The organism is Uruburuella suis (assembly GCF_004341385.1).
In the GTDB taxonomy this organism is placed as follows: Bacteria; Pseudomonadota; Gammaproteobacteria; order Burkholderiales; family Neisseriaceae; genus Neisseria; species Neisseria suis.
Genome location: NZ_SLXE01000006.1, coordinates 24,950 through 43,988, shown reverse-complemented (window position 1 = coordinate 43,988; position 19,039 = coordinate 24,950). Strand labels below are relative to the sequence as shown.

Sequence of the window (19,039 nt, the reverse complement as noted above, 5' to 3'; positions counted from 1 at the left end):
ATTCCGACTATTCTGTTTACAGATATATTTCGTTGCTGAGGCCGTCTGAAACATTTCAGACGGCCTTCAATATGATCGTTTTATAAAGCTTCTATAATGCTGCGCACCATTTGCGCCGAATGCACCGAGGCCGTTTCCAAAAAGGTTTCAAAGCTCACATCGGCTTTTTCATCGGCCAAATCCGACACCGCGCGCACCACCACAAACGGCACTTCCAGCTGCGCACAAGCCTGCGCAATCGCCGCTGCTTCCATTTCCACCACTTGCACACCGGCAAAATCGCGGCGGATTTGCGCCACTTTATCGCTGCTGTGCACAAATTGATCGCCGCTCACAATCAGGCCGCGGTGCACGGCAGCGCCTTCAAACGCAGCCGCCGCTTCAGCCGCCACCGCGATTAAAGTGGGTGCGCTCTCAAAACGCGCCGGCAGCTGCGGCACCTGCCCTATTGCATAGCCGAATGCCGTTACATCCACATCGTGGTGCGCCACCGCCTCACCGATCACCACGTCGCCCACGCGCAGCCCCTGCCCCAAGCCGCCGGCGCTGCCGGTGTTGATCACGCAATCGGGCGCAAAATGCTGCACCACCAAAGCTGTGGCCACCGCGGCATTCACTTTGCCGATGCCGCTTTGCGCCAGCACCACACGCTTGCCCGCCAACATGCCGTGGTGCACGCTGAAGCGGCCGAATTTCATCTCGGCCGCGCCCTCAAGGCTTTGTTTCAACAATTCGATTTCCTGCGGCATCGCGCCGATAATGGCGATGGTGTGTGTTGCGCTCATATCCAACCGGTTTCTTTATTTTCAAAGATACGCATTATACGCATGCTGCAGCCAACGGCATATGATATTGGCCGCATATTCGGCTATAATCCGCCTCACAAACCACCTCAGCGGAAATAAAAAGCAATGACCTCTTCAGAACCTCAATCTGCCAAAGAAGCGCTCTTCAGCTGGCTGCGCCACCTTAATAAATACAAAGGCTCCGATCTTTTCGTTACCACCAATTTCCCGCCTGCCATGAAAGTGGACGGCAAAATCGTGCCCATCACCGAAGAGCCGCTCACCGCCGAGCGCTGCATGGAAATCGCGTTCAACATCATGAGCCCCAAGCAAATAGAGGAATTCACCAACACCAACGAATGCAATTTCGCCATCAGCCTGCCCGACACCAGCCGTTTCCGTGTAAACGCCATGGTGCAGCGCGGCGCCACCGCGCTGGTGCTGCGCGCCATCACCAGCAAAATCCCCACGTTTGAAAGCCTCAACCTGCCGCCCGTGTTGAAGCAGATTGCCCTCAAAAAGCGCGGGCTGGTGATTTTTGTCGGCGGCACAGGCTCGGGTAAATCCACCTCGCTCGCCTCGATGATCGACTACCGCAACGAAAACAGCCAAGACCACATCATCACCATCGAAGACCCGATTGAATTTGTGCACCCGCACAAAAGCTGCATCATCAGCCAGCGCGAAGTGGGCGTAGACACCGACAACTGGTTTGCCGCATTGAAAAACACGCTGCGCCAAGCGCCCGATGTGATTTTGATCGGCGAAATCCGCGACCGCGAAACCATGGATTACGCCATCGCCTTTGCCGAAACCGGCCACTTATGCATGGCCACGCTGCACGCCAACAGCACCAACCAGGCGCTCGACCGCATCATCAACTTTTTTCCCGAAGAGCGCCGCACCCAGCTGCTCACCGATTTATCGCTCAACCTGCAAGCCTTTATCTCGCAGCGGCTGGTGCCGCGCGAGCACGGCAAAGGGCGCGTGGCGGCGGTGGAAGTGTTGCTCAATTCGCCGCTGATTGCCGATTTGATCCACAAAGGCGAAGTACTCGGCATCAAAGAAATCATGAAGCGCTCCAACGACATCGGCATGATTACATTCGACCAAGCGCTCTACGAATTATACGAAAGCGGCCAAATCGGCTATCAAGATGCGATTAAAAATGCCGATTCCGCCAACGATTTGCGCCTCGATATCCAGCTGCGCAGCCGCCGCGCCCAAAATGCCGGGCCGGATTTGGAATTGATTTGATTTGATTTTTCGCGCACAGGCCGTCTGAAAAATAATGTTTCAGACGGCCTGGCTTTTTACCATCTATAGTGAAATGAATGAAAAACTTACACAGACGGATGTAGCAAGCCATACACGCAGAAGCCGTTTAAAACGCGCGCGTGGCTGCGCCACACACACCACACACGATTTAAGATTTCTTATTTTGGTATCCGTTTTTTTTGATTTCACGATATTCAAATGCGTAGAAATTCTCTCACCCCTGCTGCCCCAATGCCGGACTCAAAATCCGTTCTACACCCGCAAGGCCGGTGCAACAATTTCCCGCCCGCCCTTTGCAGCCGCCGCGCAAACTGCTACATTACGCGCTGATGATAACTCAGGCCGTCTGAAGCTTTTCAGACGGCCTTCTTGAAAAACATGCATTATTTCAGCATCCACACCCAATCGGGCGAGCATTTGGGCTTTTTGATTATGCTGGCCGACGATGAAACCGAGCAGCCGCCGCAAAGCGGGCGCTTTGCCGTGAAGCTGCAAAGCGAAGCCCCGCCGCAAGATCAAGCCGCCGTGCAGGCGCTATCCGCTTGGCAGCTCGCCGACACACCGCTTTTGTGGGCGGCGGAAAAAGATTATGTGGCGCTTTTTGGCGGCGACGAAGCCATCGGCCGCATCCGCAACGAATTTCTCAGCATCGGCGGCCACACCCTGCTGCTCACCGACCTCACAGGCATGATGTAATGGAAAGCGTATTTATTCTGATTCCCATCAGCGTGATATTGGCGTTTATCATCGCTTATTTTTTCTGGTGGTCGGGCAAAAGCGGCCAGTTTGACGACCTCGAAGGCCCCGCCCACCGCATTTTGATGGACGACGATTCCACCGACCGCCTCAACGCTGATACAGAATCTGCCACCCCGCCCGAAGCCGAACAAGAAGCCGAAAAAAATGAGCCTGAAAGATAACCTCTATTTTGCCCGCAGCCGCCGCTTTGCCCCGCTTTTCGGCACCCAGTTTCTCGGCGCATTCAACGACAATCTGTTTAAAACCGCGCTGTTTGTGATGATCAGCTTTTACGGGCTGGGCCACAACGATACGCTGCCCGCCAGCCAGATGCTCAATTTGGGCGCGCTGCTGTTTATTCTGCCCTATTTCCTTTTTTCGGCCATTTCCGGCCAGCTGAGCAACCGCTTCGACAAGGCCAAGCTCGCGCGCGTGGTGAAGCTGCTCGAAATCGCCGTGATGGGTGTGGCGGCGCTGGGCTTTTATATTCAGTCGGCACCTTTATTGTTGTTTTGCCTCTTTTGCATGGGCACGCAATCCACGTTGTTCGGCCCGCTCAAATACGCCATTTTGCCCGATTACCTCAACCGCCAAGAATTGCTGATGGGCAACAGCCTGATTGAATCGGGCACTTTTCTGGCGATTTTGTTCGGCCAGATTCTCGGCACCGCCATCGCCGGCTTCAATCCCAACGCCACCGGATTACTGGTGGTGGCCATTGCCATTTTGGGCACACTCAGCAGCTTTTTTATGCCCTCTGTGCCAGCCAAAGCGCCCGACACCAAAATCGAAATCAATATTGTAAAAGGCACGCTGGACCTGCTGCGGCAAACCTTCGTCCAACCAGCGCTCACCACCGCCATTATCGGCATTTCGTGGTTTTGGTTTGTGGGCGCGGTTTACACCACCCAGCTGCCCACGTTTACGCAGATTCATTTGGGCGGCAACGATAATGTGTTCAACCTGATGCTGGCGCTTTTTTCCATCGGCATCGCCACAGGCTCGGTGTTGTGCGCCAAATTGAGCCGCCAGCAATTGCGGCTGGGGCTGGTGGCGCTGGGCACCATCGGCCTGACCGTGAGCGGCCTGGCGCTGGTGTGGCTCACCCGCGGCAGCCATTATACGGAGCTCAACGGCATCGGCTGGTTTCTGATGCAGCCGCATGCCTACCCGATTATGCTGGCCATGATTGCCATCGGCTTTTTCGGCGGTTTTTTCTCGGTGCCGCTCTACACTTGGCTGCAAACCGCCAGCAGCGACACTTTCCGCGCCCACGCCGTGGCCGCCAACAATATTGTGAACGGCTTATTTATGGTGGCCGCCGCGCTGCTGAGCGCCTTTTTGCTGTGGGCTTTCGACAGCATTGTGCTGCTTTATCTGATTGTGGCGCTGGGCAATCTGCCGATTCTGATTTACCTCTGCAAACGCGAAACCACGATTTGGCCGGATTTGAAAAGCTTTCTCAGCGGCCGCCGGCTTTAAACAAATAGGGACAAAGGCCGTCTGAACGCTTCAGCTTTCAGACGGCCTTTAAATTCCGCACCACAAACGCCATATAAATGCATTCTTTTATTTAAAAACATTTAAAACACCCCATGCGCCGACTCCGCCACAAGCTGCCCGACCGCGAGCAAATTTTCGCCGCCCGCTGGGCCAAGCCTTTTGCACCCTTGTTTGACAAGCCTTATTTCTGGACCCTCAACCGCCGCCAGGCCGCCGTGTCGGTGGCGGTGGGCATGTTTTGCGGGCTGATGCCCGGCCCCACGCAAATGATCAGCGCCTTGATGGCCGCCTATTTTCTGCGCACCAATCTGCCGGTGGCCGTGTTCAGCACGCTCTACACCAATCCGCTCACCTATATGCCGCTTTATTTTCTGGCCTACCAAATCGGCGCGCGCCTGCTGGGCACCGAAGCCGGCGCTGAGCTGGTGTTTCCCGAGTGGCAAAACGGCCATTTTTTTGCAGATGCCTGGCATTGGCTTTTGGGCGCGGGCAAGCCGCTTTTGGTGGGCGTGCCCACGCTGGGCGCGCTCTTGGCCGTGGCCGGCTATTTTATCGTGCTCGGTCTGTGGCGGCTCAACACCGCCCGCCAATGGCAGCGCCGCAAGGCCGGGCGCGAATGAGAAAGCCGCGCCCGCTTCATGCCGATGAAATCAAGCTCGCCCGCTTGGTGTTTGCCGAGAGCATTGATTATGCGCGGGTGCGCATCCACCGCGGCATAGCCTGCCTGCCCGACCTGCCTTTCGCTTTTGCACCCAATAATCACATCTATTTTCCCCGCCGCCATTGCCCCGATGATTTCAGCCGCGCCCCCGCGCATTACCGAGTGTGGCTGATACACGAGCTCACCCATGTGTGGCAGCACCAACACGGCTACCGAGTCTGGCTCGGCGGCCTCTTTTTAGCGCTCAAAGGCGGCTACCGGCGGCGCAGCGCCTATGTTTATCCGCCGCTATGCAGCATCGGCAGCCTGGCCGATCTGAATATGGAGCAACAAGCCGATCTGATCGCCCATTATTACGCCGCCAAATTCCTGGCCCGGCCGCCCTACGCCGCCGAGCTGCCCCGCTTTCAAGCCGCCCTGGCCGGATTCTTGACCGACCCGCACGACAAAACCCTGCTTCCCCGCTACCGCAACACGCTCAAATGGTTTGCCTGAAAAACATAAGGCCGTCTGAAACGTTCAGACGGCCTCATGCTAAAAATAAACATTCTGATAAATCAATTTGTTATAACGACCCGCTCACGCAGCCCGTAGGTCGGATTCTCGAATCCGACACTTGTTCGCAGAACAAGGCACGCACATTGCTTTGGCCGATGTCCAAACGTCGGATTCGAGAATCCGACCTGCGCAGATGGTGCCGGCGAACGGCTTTTATCTTGTAAGGTTATTTTTTTGAATGGGTATAGCATGAGGCCGTCTGAAACGTTCAGACGACCTCATGCCAAAAATAAACATTATTACAAATCAATTTGTTACATGCAAACCTACTCACGCAGCCCGTAGGTCGGATTCTCGAATCCGACACTTGTTCGCAGAACAAGGCACGCACATTGCGTTGGCTGATGTCCAAACGTCGGATTCGAGAATCCGACCTAAGCAGATGGTGCCGGCGAACGGCTTTTATTTTATAAGGTTATTTTTTTGAATGGGTATAATATAAGGCCGTCTGAAACGTTCAGACAGCCTCATGCTAAAAATAAACATTCTGATAAATCAATTTGTTACACGCAAACCCGCTCACACAGGCAGCTCAAAACGCTTGCCCAAAATCTCTATCAACAAATCAAACACCACCTTCACCCGCATCGGCGTGACCACCCGTTGCGGGCGATAAATCGACACCGGCCAGCGGATTTTCGGCACTTCGGCAAACAGCTCCACCAATTCGCCGCTGCTCAAATACGGCGCCACCATCCAATCGAGCTGCTGCGACACAGCATTGCCCGCCAGCGCGGCTTGCAAGGCGTTGTGGATATGGCTGCCGACAAAGTGCGGTTTGGCGGGGGTGAATTGCAGGTTTTCGTTGATATACCAAGTGTCGGCGCGGCCGTTGTTGTGGTTGAGCACGGCGGCGAGCGGGTAGTTTTTCTGCAAATCGGCGAGGTCTTTCGGCTTGCCCAGCCGGCGCAATAAAGCCGGCGCCATCACGATTTTTTCGCAAGTTTCACCGATTTTTCGGGCAATCAAGCGGCTGTCGGCAAGGTGGCCGATGCGCACTCCGATGTCGATTTGCTCCTGCACCACGTTCAGCCGCACGGTGTCGCGGCGCCAATCGAGCACCAGCTTCGGATAAGCCTGAAGTGCGGTGAGCAATTCGCGCAACACGGCGTGCTCGTCGGGCAAATCGGGCACGGTAATGCGCACCAGCCCGGCCATTTCATCGGCATGGCGGTGGCGGCCGGCGGCAAACAGGCGCTCGCTCTCTTCCAATAATTGCTGCGCTTGCGGCAAAAACTGCGTGCCGAAATCGGTGAGCACGATTTGGCGCGTGTTGCGCTGAAACAGCGGCTCGCCCAATTCGTCTTCCAGCGCCGCCATCATGCGCGTAATCACCGGCGGCGACACCGCCAAACGAATGGCGGTTTCCTTAAATTGCAAGGTTTCAGCGGCGGTGCAAAACACTTTTAAGGCTTCGATTTTATCCAGCATGGCGGTTTCCTTATATGGCGATATTGATGCTCAACATAGCGCAAACGCATCACCTCAAGCAAGCAATAATTTCTATTTTAGAAATTATAAAATAATAATTGATGAATTTACTTGAAACCATCACCGCCTTAAGATGACGGCATCGAATCACCAATTAAAAGGACAACCACATGAAACTGAATAAACTTTCCGCCGCCATTATCTTCGGCGCCACTTTATTAACAGGAGCCCACGCCATGGCAAACACCCACACCGCCCAATCGGCAACCGCAATCGAAGTTCCCGCGCAAACCATCCGGCTCACCCAAGAATGGGACAAAATTTTTCCGCAAAGCGACAAGGTAACGCACCGCAAAGTCACCTTTAAAAACCGCTACGGCATCACGCTGGCGGCGGATTTATATGTGCCGAAAAACGCACGCGGCAAGCTGCCTGCGATTGCGGTGGGCGGCCCGTTTGGCGCGGTGAAAGAGCAATCTTCCGGCCTGTATGCGCAAACCTTGGCCGAGCGCGGTTTTGTCACACTCGCATTTGACCCTTCCTACACCGGCGAGAGCAGCGGCCTGCCACGCAATATGGCCTCGCCCGACATCAACACCGAAGACTTCAGCGCAGCGGTGGATTTTCTGGGCAATTTGGCCAATGTGAACCGCGATGAAATCGGCATTTTGGGCATTTGCGGCTGGGGCGGCTTTGCGCTCAATGCCGCCATTTCCGACACCCGCATCAAGGCCGTGGCCACCAGCACCATGTACGACATGACGCGCGTGGCGGCCAAAGGCTATAACGACAGCGTGGATGCCGAAGCGCGCTATAAAATGAAGCAGGAAATCAACAATAAGCGCTGGGAAGGTTCGAAAAACGGCTATGCGGATTTACAGCCCGCCAATAATTTGCGTAGCAACCAATTTACTGCCGATACACCGTTGTTTGTTAAAGAATATTCCGACTTTTACACCGCCAAGCGCGGCTTCCACCCCCGCGCCGTCAACTCCAACCCCAACGGCTCTTGGGCAGACACCGCCATGTTGGGCATGATTAATATGCCGATTCTGCAATACGCCGCCGAAATGCGCACCCCGGCGCTGGTGGTGCACGGCGAAAACGCCCACTCGCGCTACTTCAGCGAAGACGCGTTTAAAGCTTTGGGCAGCAAAAATAAAGAGCTGTATATCGTGCCGAACGCCACCCATGTGGATTTGTACGACAACCAAGCAGGCAAAATCCCGTTTGATAAATTCGAGCAGTTTTTTAAAGCGAATTTGAAATAAACCCAATTGCGAAAACAAAGGCCGTCTGAAATATTTCAGACGGCCTTTGTTTATATCTGGAGCATATAATACCAATTCAAAAAAGTAAGCTAACAAGGCGGCGAGCCGCAGACAGTACAGATAGTACGGCAAGGCGAGACAACGAAGTTAGGTTATTTTTTTGGATTGGTATAAAATGTAATTTAAAAAAATTACAAAATAATATTGAAAACAGTAAAATATCAGCTTATGATATGGAAATTTTATGTGATTTAAAAAAATCACAAAAGGAATTTCTGATGGTAAAGCTGGAAAAATTGGTTCGATTTGCCGGTGGCTCGCCCCAATTTAGAGTGGTTGAGTCGCCCGACAAACAGGCGCCCCGTTATATCTGGTATGCGCAACATCATCTGAATGCCGATTTATCCGGCTACGAGCCCGCGCATACCGATACCAAAGCCGTATCCACCTGGAGCAAGGTTTGCACACTGGCGGCGGGGGATATTGTGTTCAGCCTGATTTCCGGCACTGCGGCAATAGTGAGCCGCCACCATGAAGGCTATATCCAAACGCAAAACTACATCAAGCTCATTCCCGGCAAGCAGCTGGATAAGCAGTTTTTGCTGTATTTGCTCAACGAAAACAAACACATTAAAAGGCAATGGGCAGCGGCCTTACAAGGCTCCAGCGTGCTTAAATACACCTTGGCACAGCTGAAAAACCTGCAAATCAGCACTTTGCCGTCGCTGGAAAAGCAAAAAATCATCGGTCAGGTATACATGATGCAGCTACGGCTGCAAGCGTTGAAAAACCGGGTGGCGGCACAAGAAACCAAAATCACATTAGGGCTAATCGAAAGCGTGGTGAATCATGAATGAACAGCAATTTGAAACCGAACTGATCCAATATCTGAGCAGCGGCGTGATCAGTCATCGCGGCAACCACTCGGACGGCGGCAACACGCTGGCCGAGCCGGCGGCGGATTATATCTATAAAACCAAGCGCTGGCGCCATCATCCCGAAATCAAAACCACCGATGATTTGTGGGCTAATTTCAAAGCCATTTTGGAGCAGCACAATCAAAACACTCTGGATCACCCTTTGAGTGTGGTGGAATTCAATCAGGTAAAAAAAATTATTTCCGAGCTGCACACGCCCTATCTGGCCGGGCAATTTCTCTACGGCTTAAATGGCGTGTCGCAAATTGAAATTGATCTGGACGATGGCCGCCATGTGTTTCTCACCGTGTTCGACCAAAAACAAGTCGGCGCGGGCGACACCGTTTATCAGGTAGTGAACCAAATCCGCCGCCCGGCCAAAATCATCGGCAAGCAAAACCGCATCTTCGACACCACCTTGCTGATCAACGGGCTGCCGGTGATTCAGATTGAAGAGAAGCGCGACACCCGCGATGTGAACGAAGCGCTCAATCAGATGCACCAATACATCGACGAAAACCAGTATCGCGATATTTTTTCCACCTTACAAATCTTGGTGGCCATCACGCCCAACAACGTCAAATACATGGCCAACACCACCGCCGACAAATTCAACAAAGATTTCGCCTTCAACTGGCAAAACCGCGACAACGCCATTGTGCGCGATTGGAAAACCTTTGCCGATGCCATGCTGAGCATCCCGATGGCACACCAAATGGCCACCAATTACATGATTTTGGACGGCACCAAAAACAAGCAGGCGCTCAGAGTGATGCGCCCTTATCAAGTGTATGCCACCCAAAAAGTCATTACCCATTTGAAACAGATCGACTTTGAATTGGGCAGCAACAAAGTGGGCTATATCTGGCACACCACCGGCTCGGGCAAAACCATCACCAGCTTCAAAACCGCCTGGCTGGCCAGCCGCATGCCGCATGTCGACAAAGTGGTGTTTGTGGTGGATCGCATCGCCCTCACCCGCCAAACCAGCGAAAACTACCAAGCCTACGACCCCGACGGCGATGTGGCCGATATCGCCCAAAACGGCATGGTGAAGAGCACCAACACCACCACCGATTTAAGCCGCAAGCTCAAAAGCCGTGGCAACGACATTATCGTAACCTCGGTGCAAAAGCTGGACACCTTAATCAAACGCAAGCACTTTCAAGCGCCCGACAAAAACATCGTGTTTATTGTAGACGAAGCCCACCGCTCCACCGGCGGAGATAGCTTTAAAGCCATTCAGGCAGCCTTCAAACGCTCCGCCTGGATAGGCTACACCGGCACACCCATGTTTGACGACACCACCAAAGGCTTGCGCACCGAAGATATTTTCGGCCCGCTGCTGCACGCCTACACCATCCGCGAAGCCATTGCCGACCGCAATGTGCTTGGCTTCAAAGTGGATTTTGAAACCACCATCGATGAAGTGCAGATGAAAAGCCAATATCTGCCCGCTTTTTATCGTGAACGCAATCCGAATTGGACGGAAGAAAAAATCCGCCAAAAAATCGACAACCTCACCCAAGAAGACATGGACGATGCCGTGGAACCGAGCTTCTACGATGAAAACATCGAGCATGTGCGCCTGGTGGTGGCCGATATTTTCAAAAACTGGCGCAACCGCTCCAACGACGGCAAATACAATGCCCTGTTCACCACTCATGTGGGCGGCGGCAAAGCCAGCACGCCGATGGCGATGATGTATTTCCGCGAATTCCAGCGCGTCAATCAGGAGCATAAGGCCGCAGGCTTGCCCACCCTGAAAGTAGCGATTACCTTCAGCCACAACACCAGCAACAACGACAATATGCTGGCAACCAATCGCGGTTTGTCAGAAGCCATGGCGGCGTATGAAGCAGAATTCGGCATCCATTTCGGCATGGATGATGTGGCGGGCTATACGCAAGATGTGACCAGCCGTCTGAACAAATCCGCCGCTGATAAAAACTTTCTCGATTTGGTGATTGTGGTTGATCAATTGCTCACCGGCTTTGATGCGCCCGAATTAAACACGCTTTATGTTGACCGCACTTTAAAAGGCGCCGGCTTAATACAAGCCTATTCGCGCACCAACCGCATTGCCGACATGAAAGAAAAACCGTGGGGGCGCGTCGTGAATTACCGATGGCCGGCACAAAACGAAAAGCTGATGAATGAAGCGCTGGCCATTTATGCCAACAAAGATTCCGCCATCTTGTCGCCCGACGAGCAACGCATAAGCAATGAAAAAGACGGTCTTTTGGCCAAGCCGTTTTATGAGCTGCTTGCCGAAGTAAAAGCCGTGGTGGCAGAGCTGGCTGAGCTGACCGACGGCTTCAACAACTTACCGCCGTCTGAAAAAGCCAAGGATCACATGGTGGAATTACTGCGTGCCTACAACAATGGCATGAGCCAGCTCAAACAATACAATCCGGAAGCGCAAGCCGGTGAAATCGGCTTTGATTACGACAAGCCCGAAGTACTGCTGGCCGCATTGGGCATGAATGCCGAACAGGAAACCATGCTCACCACCGTGCTGGCCAACGATCTGAAAGCGCATTTGGCCGAAACCCAGAAAATTCCGCTGCACCAAATCGAATTGCGCATGACCCATGTGAAAGACGTCAAAATCGACTACGACTACCTCACCGAGCTGGTGACGCGCCTGCTGAACGAAGTGCACGAGCAAAAAATGGAAGCCGCCGCACACACCCGCGAAGACATCAACCGCTTTGCCAGCGGGCTGGAAGACCGCGGCCATGCTAAAGAAATCACCAATGCCGCCACCGCCATCTATAACGGCAGCTATCAGGCTGAACACTACCCGGTTGAAAACCTAACCGAAAGCGACAGCATTATTCAGGCAGCCAATAAGATAATACTCGACCATATCCTGATTGACTTCAGAGTGAAATGGGGCATTACCGATGCCATCAACAACACCCAAATGCGCGAGATGTTTTCCCGCCACCAATACGGCATGCAAGATTTGGACAGCACCGGCCAATTGCGCGACCTGATTACCGAAGCCGGCAAAAACTACCGCCTATTGGCGCGCGAGCCGGAAATCCGCGATTTAAACAAAATCCGCTATCGCAACGATTTGCGCCAAGCCATTTACCAGCTGGCCGACGAAATGGCAGAAAACCAATAAGGAGCAAGCCATGAATAAGCAAATGATCATCTATAACACCGAAGACGGTAAAGCCGAGATTTCATTGCATTTGCAAGACGGCACCGTATGGCTAAACCAATTGGAAATCGCAGAGCTGTTTCAAACCAGCAAGCAAAATATCAGTAAACACATCAAAGCGATTTTTGCCGATGGTGAGCTGGTGGAAGATTCAACTGTCAACTATCAGTTGACAGTTCAAAACGAGGGCGAACGAAGCATTCAGAGGCAAATCGCTTATTACAATCTGGATATGATTTTGGCCGTTGGGTATCGGATACGTTCAGTGCGCGGTGCACAATTTCGCCACTATGCAAGCAATGTATTAAAAGAATATTTAGTCAAAGGCTTTGCAATGGATGACCGCCGCTTAAAAGAGTTGGGCGGTGGCGGCTATTTTAAAGAATTGCTTGAGCGGATCCGAGATATTCGCTCCAGTGAAAAAGTGTTTTACCGCCAGATATTGGATTTATTTGCAACCAGCCAAGATTACAACGGTAAGGCAGACGAAGCCAAACAATTTTTTGCCACGATACAAAATAAAATGCACTACGCCATTCATCAGCATACCGCAGCAGAGTTAATTTATGAGCGCGTGAATGCCGAACAAAATTTTATGGGGTTGAAGTTATTCAACGGCGAATTGCCCACATTAAAAGAAGCCAAAACCGCCAAAAACTACCTGTCAGAAGCGGAATTAAAAGGCTTAAACCAGTTGGTTTCAGGTTATTTGGATTTTGCCGAACGCCAAGCCGATAGACAAGCTGCCATGACCATGCACGATTGGATTGCACATGTTGACAAGGTTTTGATGGCAACCGGCGAAGTGTTGTTAACAGATAAAGGCAAAATCTCTCATCAACAAATGGAGAAAAAAGTTGAAGTGGAATATCAAAAATTCCAAGCTAAAACCCTGACTCAAGTGGAAAAAGATTATTTGGAAAACTTGAAATCCCTCGAGCAAACGGCAAAAAAAGCCAAGGGCGGATGAGTTTATAAATAAGGGGATGAAAATGAATGAAATACAATTTTTAATTTATGCTGAGGATGGGCAGACCGAAGTATTGGTTCAAGACGAAACCCTGTGGGCGACCCAAAAAAGTATTGCCGAATTGTTTTCCGTCAGCGTACCGACCATTAACGAACACTTGAAAAATATCTTTGAAAGTGGCGAGTTAGAACAAAATCCAACTATTCGGAAATTCCGAATAGTTCGCCAAGAAGCAGCAGACAGGTTACGCGGAAAATTGAACACTACAATTTTGATGCCATTATTTCCGTCGGCTACCGCCTATTTCGATTATGTAGGGCGTCTGCTGGAAGACAAACATTTATTGGGTATGCAGGATTTTGCCAGAAGCATTGATGATTTCTTAAGTTTTAACCGTTATGACATTCTGCCGCACAAAGGCAAAATCAGCCGTGAACAAGCGGCACAAAGAGCGGTTGAAGTCTATCAGGCATACAATAAGCAGCAAAAAATCACCTCGGATTTTGATAAAGCGGTGAAACGCATTCAAGGAAATAAAAATGGGAAAAAATAAGCAACAAGTGCCAAGATTACGCTTCCCCGGCTTCAATGACACTTGGGAACAGCGAAAGCTGGGGGACGTAGTGGACATTGTGGGTGGGGGAACACCTGAAACAACAAACTCAGCATACTGGAATGGAGATATTGATTGGTATTCACCTACTGAAATTGGAGCTAAAGTTTATGCCAATGGAAGTGTCAAAAAAATTACAACTTTGGGGTTAGAGAAAAGTTCAGCAAAAATACTACCTGCGAATAAAACAATTTTGTTTACATCTCGCGCTGGTATTGGAGATATGGCAATCCTTCAAAAACAAGGAGCTACAAATCAAGGTTTCCAATCTTTTATTGTACGAGATGGAATAAATATCTATTTTCTATATTCGATGGGTAAAAGGATAAAAGACTTTGCACTCAAAAATGCTTCCGGCTCAACATTTTTAGAAGTTTCTAAAAATCAATTAGTGAAAATGGACGTGTTTATGCCATCTGAAAAAGAACAAATCGCCATCGGCAACTTTTTCAGGCAGCTGGATGAGGCTATCGCTTCTCATCAGCGTAAGTTGGAGAGAGTAAAGGAATTAAAGAAAAGTTTACTGCAAAAAATGTTTCCCAAGGATGGAGAGGCATTTCCGGAGCTTAGATTCCCGAATTTTACTGATGCTTGGGAACAGCGAAAGTTGGGGGATGTGTTACAGGAAGAAAAAAGACCAGTAATTTTAATTGATGAATATAACTATGAATTGCTAACTGTAAAGAGAAGAAATGCTGGAATAGTGTCTCGAGGAAGATTGCGAGGGAAAGAAATATTGGTAAAAAATTATTTCTCAGTAAAATGTGATGATTATGTTATTTCAAAAAGGCAAGTTATACATGGGGCAAATGGTTTAGTGCCTTCAACCCTAGATAATGCAATAGTTTCAAATGAATATCTTGTTCTTATTAGTAATCATCTTATTAATACTCAATTTTTATCTTTGTTATCAGCACGGAAAGAGATGTATAAGCATTTCTTTTTGAGCTCTTATGGTATTGATATCGAAAAATTAGTTTTTGATTTTACGGACTTTAGAAAACGTAAAATTTACTTGCCTTCCCTATCTGAACAAACCGCCATCGGCAACTTTTTCAGGCAACTGGACGAGGCTATCGCTTCTCATCAACGTAAACTCGAACATATGCAAGCCCTAAAAAAGGGTTTATTGCAACAAATGTTTGTATAAACAACCAATTACACAAGAGAATTCACCATGAACAATAATTTACAAACTATTACCGCCAAGCTATGGGCCATGGCCAATGAATTGCGCGGCAATATGGACGCCTCGGAATACAAAAACTATATTTTGGCCTTTATGTTTTACCGCTATTTATCCGAACGGCAAGAAGCCTACCTGCTGGGTGGCGATGTGCTGGATTTGATGGAGGGACAATCGCTGAATGAAGCCTATAAAGCACAGGCATCAGGCGATGATCTGGACGATTACTTGCAGGATATTTCCGCCACTTTGGGCTATGCCATCAATCCGGAAAACACCTGGGCATCGTTGATTGAGAAAATCGATAACAATCAGGTAGTTCCAAGCGATTACCAAACCCTATTCGACAGCTTCAATAAAAACGCCGAGCTAAATAAAGAAGCCTATCAGGATTTCAGCGGCCTGTTTAACGACATCAATTTGGGCGATTCCCGCTTAGGCAATTCCACCATCGCCCGCGCCAAAGCATTGAATGGTATTGCAAAATTGGTGGATAGCGTGCAATACAAGGGAGATGACGGCAAAGATATTCTCGGTGAAATTTATGAATACCTCATCGGCCAGTTTGCCGCCTCGGCGGGTAAAAAAGGGGGGGAATTCTATACCCCTCACCAAGTCAGCAAGATATTGGCGAAGCTGGTTACCCACAATGTGGCGGCATCCAAACAGGCTTTTGCGGTGTACGATCCGGCCATGGGCTCAGGCTCTTTGCTGCTTACCGTGCGCGGCGAGCTGCCCGGCGGCGAAAAAGAAGGCGCCATCAAATTTTACGGGCAAGAGCTGAACACCACCACTTATAACTTGGCACGGATGAATTTGATGATGCACGGGGTGAATTATCACAATATGACCCTGCACAATGCCGATACCTTGGAGAGCGATTGGCCGGACGGCCCGGACGATAAAGGCGTGGATCAACCGCGCGCTTTCGATGCCGTGGTGGCCAATCCGCCCTATTCGGCCAAATGGGATAATGCCGACACCAAATTGAAAGACCCCCGTTTCAGCCCCTACGGCAAGCTGGCCCCCTCATCCAAGGCCGATTACGCCTTTATCCTGCACAGCATCTACCATCTAAACGACAGCGGCACCATGGCCATTGTGCTACCGCACGGCGTGTTGTTCCGCGGCGCGGCAGAAGGCCATATCCGCCAAACCGTTATCGAAAAAAATTATCTTGATACCGTAATCGGCTTGCCTGCCAATCTGTTTTACGGCACAGGTATTCCCACCACCATTCTGGTATTCAAGAAAAACCGCCAAAACAAGGATATTTTATTTATCGACGCCAGCCGTGATTTTGAAAAAGATAAAAATCAAAATAAATTAAGCGATATGCATATAGAAAAAATCATTTCAGCCTATAAAGCACGGCAAGATATTGAAAAATATGCCTATGTCGCCTCGATTGAAGAAATCAAGGAAAATGATTTCAACCTGAATATCCCTCGCTATGTGGATACTTTTGAAGAGGAGGAGCAGATTGATTTGGATCTGGTTTTGCAACAGCTGGCCGAAGACAATCGCGAAATTGCCCGGCTGGAACAGGAAATCCAGCAGCAATTAAGATTATTGGGCGTGAAAATTTAAAATTTATGCGCAAACCGCCATTGCGGGATACACCCACAATGGCGGTTTGATTTTTAAGGCTTACGTTGATGAGAAGCGATAGCCGCGTCCAGCTGCCTGAAAAAGTTGCCGATGGCAGTTTGTTCTTCAATTTGTTTGGGTACAGTTCTTTCAATATCTAAAAATTCAGATTTTTTCAAAACTCGATTTCTCCCTGCACCACCTGGTGAAGCAAGCATCAAATCACTTTTAAATCTTTTGTCATATATTAAATTCTTAAAGAAAGTAGGTGAGTATTGATTTTTGAATTTATATTGAGGAAATCTGTGCGAAACCAGCTTTCCAGCATCTTCAGCATCGGTTACAGCCAATGCCAACTCCCAAGCAAATGTTATGTTAATAATTAAATTATCCGTTTCTACCTTGAACATAGTATCAACTGCCAACCCTGAGCCTGCCTCTACCTGCTCATGGAATGTGCCTTTGCCGTGACTTCTTATACCTAAACGAATATATGAGCCTGAGGGCTTCGGAACTGGAATTTGATTTATTTCTAGAATTTCCCCCAGCTTTCGCTGTTCCCAAGTGTGTGTGAAATCATTCCCGAAATTTAAACGGCAAAAGACACACGCTTGGGAACAGCGAAAGCTGGGAGAGGTAATAAATGTTTGTTCAGGTAGAGACTATAAACATCTATCCGATGGAGATATTCCTGTTTATGGAACAGGTGGATATATGTTAAGTATCAATGAAGCACTTTCTTATCTCGAAGATGCAATTGGTATTGGTCGAAAAGGGACAATTGATAAACCTTATATTTTGAAAGCACCATTTTGGACTGTGGATACCTTGTTCTATGCACTACCAAGAAAAAATAATAATCTGGATTTTATGTTTTCAGTTTTCCAGAAAATTGATTGGAAGAGCAAAGATGAATCAACAGGTGTTCCGAGTTTATCAAAAGCTACGATTAATAAAGTTACTTCTTCAATGCCATCTGAACAAGAACAAACCGCCATCGGCAATTTTTTCCGGCAGCTGGACGCGGCTATCGCTTCTCATCAACGTAAGCCCGTGTATAAAAAAGCGTCAAAAATAAAGCAGGCGGACACAATATCCGCCTGCTGCCGCTAGCAAAGTCCGGCCAAATGCCGCATCACAATATCGGTGTCCTGATTTTCAAGTTCCTGAATAATATGGATATAAGTGTGTTGCGTAGTGGTCATGCTTGAATGCCCCAGCCGTCTGGCCACGCTGGCAATCGACACACCGGCAAAAAGCAGTAATGAAGCATGGGTATGTCGCAGACCGTGAATGGTAATGGCGGAAACATTGGCTTTGTGGCATAAGCGCGCCAAGATGCCATTGATAGTGGAGTTGTAAATCGGGTTTGGATGGTGAAATACCGGCTGCTCCGGCGGCAGGTTTTTCACCAGCTGTGAAAACTGGATTACGGTTTGCCAATCAATCTGGATTTTGCGCACCGATGAACGGTTTTTGGTGGGCGAAAAGCCGCCTTTTTCCTTGTAATTCCAAGTTTTATTCACTTGCAAGGTTTGGTGCGCAAAATCAAAATCGGCCGGCGTCACAGCCAAGGCTTCTGAAAACCGCATCCCCGTTTTGGCCACCAGCAGAATAAACCAGTCCCAATTCAGCGTTGGCGATAAATTCAAGCTATTCAGTAAAGCCTGTAGCTCAAACTGATTAAGGTATTTGATTTTTTTGCCTCTCGGTGTTTTGCCTTTGATAATGGCTTTGCGACTCGGATCGCTATCGAGCAAACCGTCATCCACTGCATCGAGAATGGCGCCTTTGAGCTGATGGTGAAAATCCAGCGTGGTTTGCCGTTCGTGCGTTTGCGCATAATCATTGAGCAATTTCTGATAGGCAATCCGAGTGATATCGCCAATACGCAATGTGGGGGCGAGCGTTTTGATCCAATGCTGCGTGGCGCGGTATTTTTTCATCGTGACCAAACGAATCGCGCCTTCTTTATAAGTTGCCACCCAAGTATTGAAATAATCGGAAAACAGCGGCGAATTGAGTTGTGATTTTTTCATCATAAAATCCTTTTGGGTTTACGCCTCGTAATTAAGGCAATAAATTATAAAAAGATTTTTTTCAGTATTTTAAAAATACAAAAACAATTTTTAAAGCTGAGATGCTCTTTTTGAAGATGCCGTCTGAAACTGCACTGAAGATCCAAATCATTAAACATATGGGAATTATTTCTTATTTATTATGCAAGCCACTGCTGGCGGCCATGCTCTATTACGGTGAACCCACAGATGGCAAAGCACCTGATATTTTGTTTTTTTCAATGGCAACTGTGGCTATGCTAAACACTTTGCCGTAATCAACACGCAATAAAGCCGTTTGATTTC

At 49.4% G+C, this 19,039-nt stretch carries 18 protein-coding genes; 14 read left to right on the top strand and 4 right to left on the bottom strand.

The genetic code is table 11. The annotated features are described in order from the left end of the window. Positions 1 to 80: 80 nt before the first annotated feature. Positions 81 to 785 carry a 5'-methylthioadenosine/adenosylhomocysteine nucleosidase gene (locus EV680_RS03350; protein ID WP_132953203.1) on the bottom strand — a complete coding sequence of 235 codons (705 nt, stop codon included), beginning with the start codon at positions 783 to 785 and terminating at the stop codon, positions 81 to 83. 126 nt (positions 786 to 911) lie between these two features. On the opposite strand from EV680_RS03350, the gene EV680_RS03345 reads away from it, so the two are divergent. From EV680_RS03345 to EV680_RS12000, 6 genes are all read left to right on the top strand, one after another. Beyond that, a complete protein-coding gene (locus tag EV680_RS03345; protein ID WP_132953201.1) occupies positions 912 to 2,042 on the top strand; it encodes a PilT/PilU family type 4a pilus ATPase in 1,131 nt (376 codons plus the stop codon). Positions 2,043 to 2,441: 399 nt separating this feature from the next. Beyond that, positions 2,442 to 2,759: an HLGFF motif protein gene (locus tag EV680_RS03340; protein WP_132953199.1), complete on the top strand. Its 318-nt coding sequence runs from the start codon at positions 2,442 to 2,444 to the stop codon at positions 2,757 to 2,759. Continuing rightward, on the top strand, positions 2,759 to 2,983 hold the full coding sequence (gene ccoS, locus EV680_RS03335; RefSeq protein WP_132953197.1) for a cbb3-type cytochrome oxidase assembly protein CcoS: 225 nt from the start codon (positions 2,759 to 2,761) through the stop codon (positions 2,981 to 2,983). Before EV680_RS03340 ends, ccoS begins: the two co-directional genes overlap by 1 nt. Further along, positions 2,967 to 4,283 carry an MFS transporter gene (locus EV680_RS03330; RefSeq protein ID WP_132953195.1) on the top strand — a complete coding sequence of 439 codons (1,317 nt, stop codon included), beginning with the start codon at positions 2,967 to 2,969 and terminating at the stop codon, positions 4,281 to 4,283. Before ccoS ends, EV680_RS03330 begins: the two co-directional genes overlap by 17 nt. Before the next feature lie 113 nt (positions 4,284 to 4,396). Next, the gene (locus EV680_RS12005) at positions 4,397 to 4,924 is read left to right on the top strand and encodes a DUF2062 domain-containing protein (RefSeq protein ID WP_207894280.1); all 528 of its coding nucleotides are present in this window, start codon (positions 4,397 to 4,399) and stop codon (positions 4,922 to 4,924) included. Further along, positions 4,921 to 5,460 carry a type IV secretion protein Rhs gene (locus EV680_RS12000; protein ID WP_207894279.1) on the top strand — a complete coding sequence of 180 codons (540 nt, stop codon included), beginning with the start codon at positions 4,921 to 4,923 and terminating at the stop codon, positions 5,458 to 5,460. Before EV680_RS12005 ends, EV680_RS12000 begins: the two co-directional genes overlap by 4 nt. A gap of 582 nt (positions 5,461 to 6,042) precedes the next feature. On the opposite strand, the gene EV680_RS03320 is transcribed toward EV680_RS12000, so the two are convergent. Continuing rightward, complete coding sequence (locus EV680_RS03320; RefSeq protein ID WP_132953193.1) at positions 6,043 to 6,954, bottom strand: LysR family transcriptional regulator; 912 nt, start codon at positions 6,952 to 6,954, stop codon at positions 6,043 to 6,045. 170 nt (positions 6,955 to 7,124) lie between these two features. Between EV680_RS03320 and EV680_RS03315 the strand changes: the two genes are divergently transcribed. From EV680_RS03315 to EV680_RS03285, 7 genes are all read left to right on the top strand, one after another. Continuing rightward, positions 7,125 to 8,225, top strand: coding sequence for an alpha/beta hydrolase (locus EV680_RS03315; protein ID WP_132953192.1), 1,101 nt, complete (start codon positions 7,125 to 7,127; stop codon positions 8,223 to 8,225). A 278-nt stretch (positions 8,226 to 8,503) separates the two neighbouring features. Then, positions 8,504 to 9,082 carry a restriction endonuclease subunit S gene (locus EV680_RS03310; protein ID WP_132953190.1) on the top strand — a complete coding sequence of 193 codons (579 nt, stop codon included), beginning with the start codon at positions 8,504 to 8,506 and terminating at the stop codon, positions 9,080 to 9,082. Further along, entirely contained in the window at positions 9,075 to 12,278 is a 3,204-nt protein-coding gene (locus tag EV680_RS03305) for a type I restriction endonuclease subunit R (protein WP_132953188.1), read from the top strand. The genes EV680_RS03310 and EV680_RS03305 overlap by 8 nt, the downstream gene beginning before the upstream one ends. Positions 12,279 to 12,288: 10 nt before the next feature. Further along, positions 12,289 to 13,287, top strand: coding sequence for a virulence RhuM family protein (locus EV680_RS03300; RefSeq protein WP_132953186.1), 999 nt, complete (start codon positions 12,289 to 12,291; stop codon positions 13,285 to 13,287). A gap of 22 nt (positions 13,288 to 13,309) precedes the next feature. Beyond that, a complete protein-coding gene (rhuM, locus tag EV680_RS03295) occupies positions 13,310 to 13,840 on the top strand; it encodes a RhuM family protein (protein WP_207894278.1) in 531 nt (176 codons plus the stop codon). Beyond that, positions 13,827 to 15,050, top strand: coding sequence for a restriction endonuclease subunit S (locus tag EV680_RS03290; RefSeq protein WP_132953184.1), 1,224 nt, complete (start codon positions 13,827 to 13,829; stop codon positions 15,048 to 15,050). Before rhuM ends, EV680_RS03290 begins: the two co-directional genes overlap by 14 nt. Before the next feature lie 27 nt (positions 15,051 to 15,077). Continuing rightward, positions 15,078 to 16,676: a type I restriction-modification system subunit M gene (locus tag EV680_RS03285; protein WP_132953182.1), complete on the top strand. Its 1,599-nt coding sequence runs from the start codon at positions 15,078 to 15,080 to the stop codon at positions 16,674 to 16,676. Positions 16,677 to 16,729: 53 nt separating this feature from the next. On the opposite strand, the gene EV680_RS03280 is transcribed toward EV680_RS03285, so the two are convergent. Then, on the bottom strand, positions 16,730 to 17,101 hold the full coding sequence (locus tag EV680_RS03280; RefSeq protein ID WP_132953180.1) for a restriction endonuclease subunit S domain-containing protein: 372 nt from the start codon (positions 17,099 to 17,101) through the stop codon (positions 16,730 to 16,732). 145 nt (positions 17,102 to 17,246) lie between these two features. Here EV680_RS03280 and EV680_RS03275 point away from each other — a divergent pair, with 145 nt between their 5' ends. Continuing rightward, positions 17,247 to 17,789, top strand: a complete 543-nt coding sequence (locus EV680_RS03275) for a restriction endonuclease subunit S (protein ID WP_207894277.1) — start codon at positions 17,247 to 17,249, stop codon at positions 17,787 to 17,789. Here the strand turns inward: EV680_RS03275 and EV680_RS03270 are convergent. Next, positions 17,786 to 18,718, bottom strand: a complete 933-nt coding sequence (locus tag EV680_RS03270; protein WP_207894276.1) for a site-specific integrase — start codon at positions 18,716 to 18,718, stop codon at positions 17,786 to 17,788. The genes EV680_RS03275 and EV680_RS03270 overlap by 4 nt on opposite strands. Between the last annotated feature and the right edge of the window lie 321 nt (positions 18,719 to 19,039).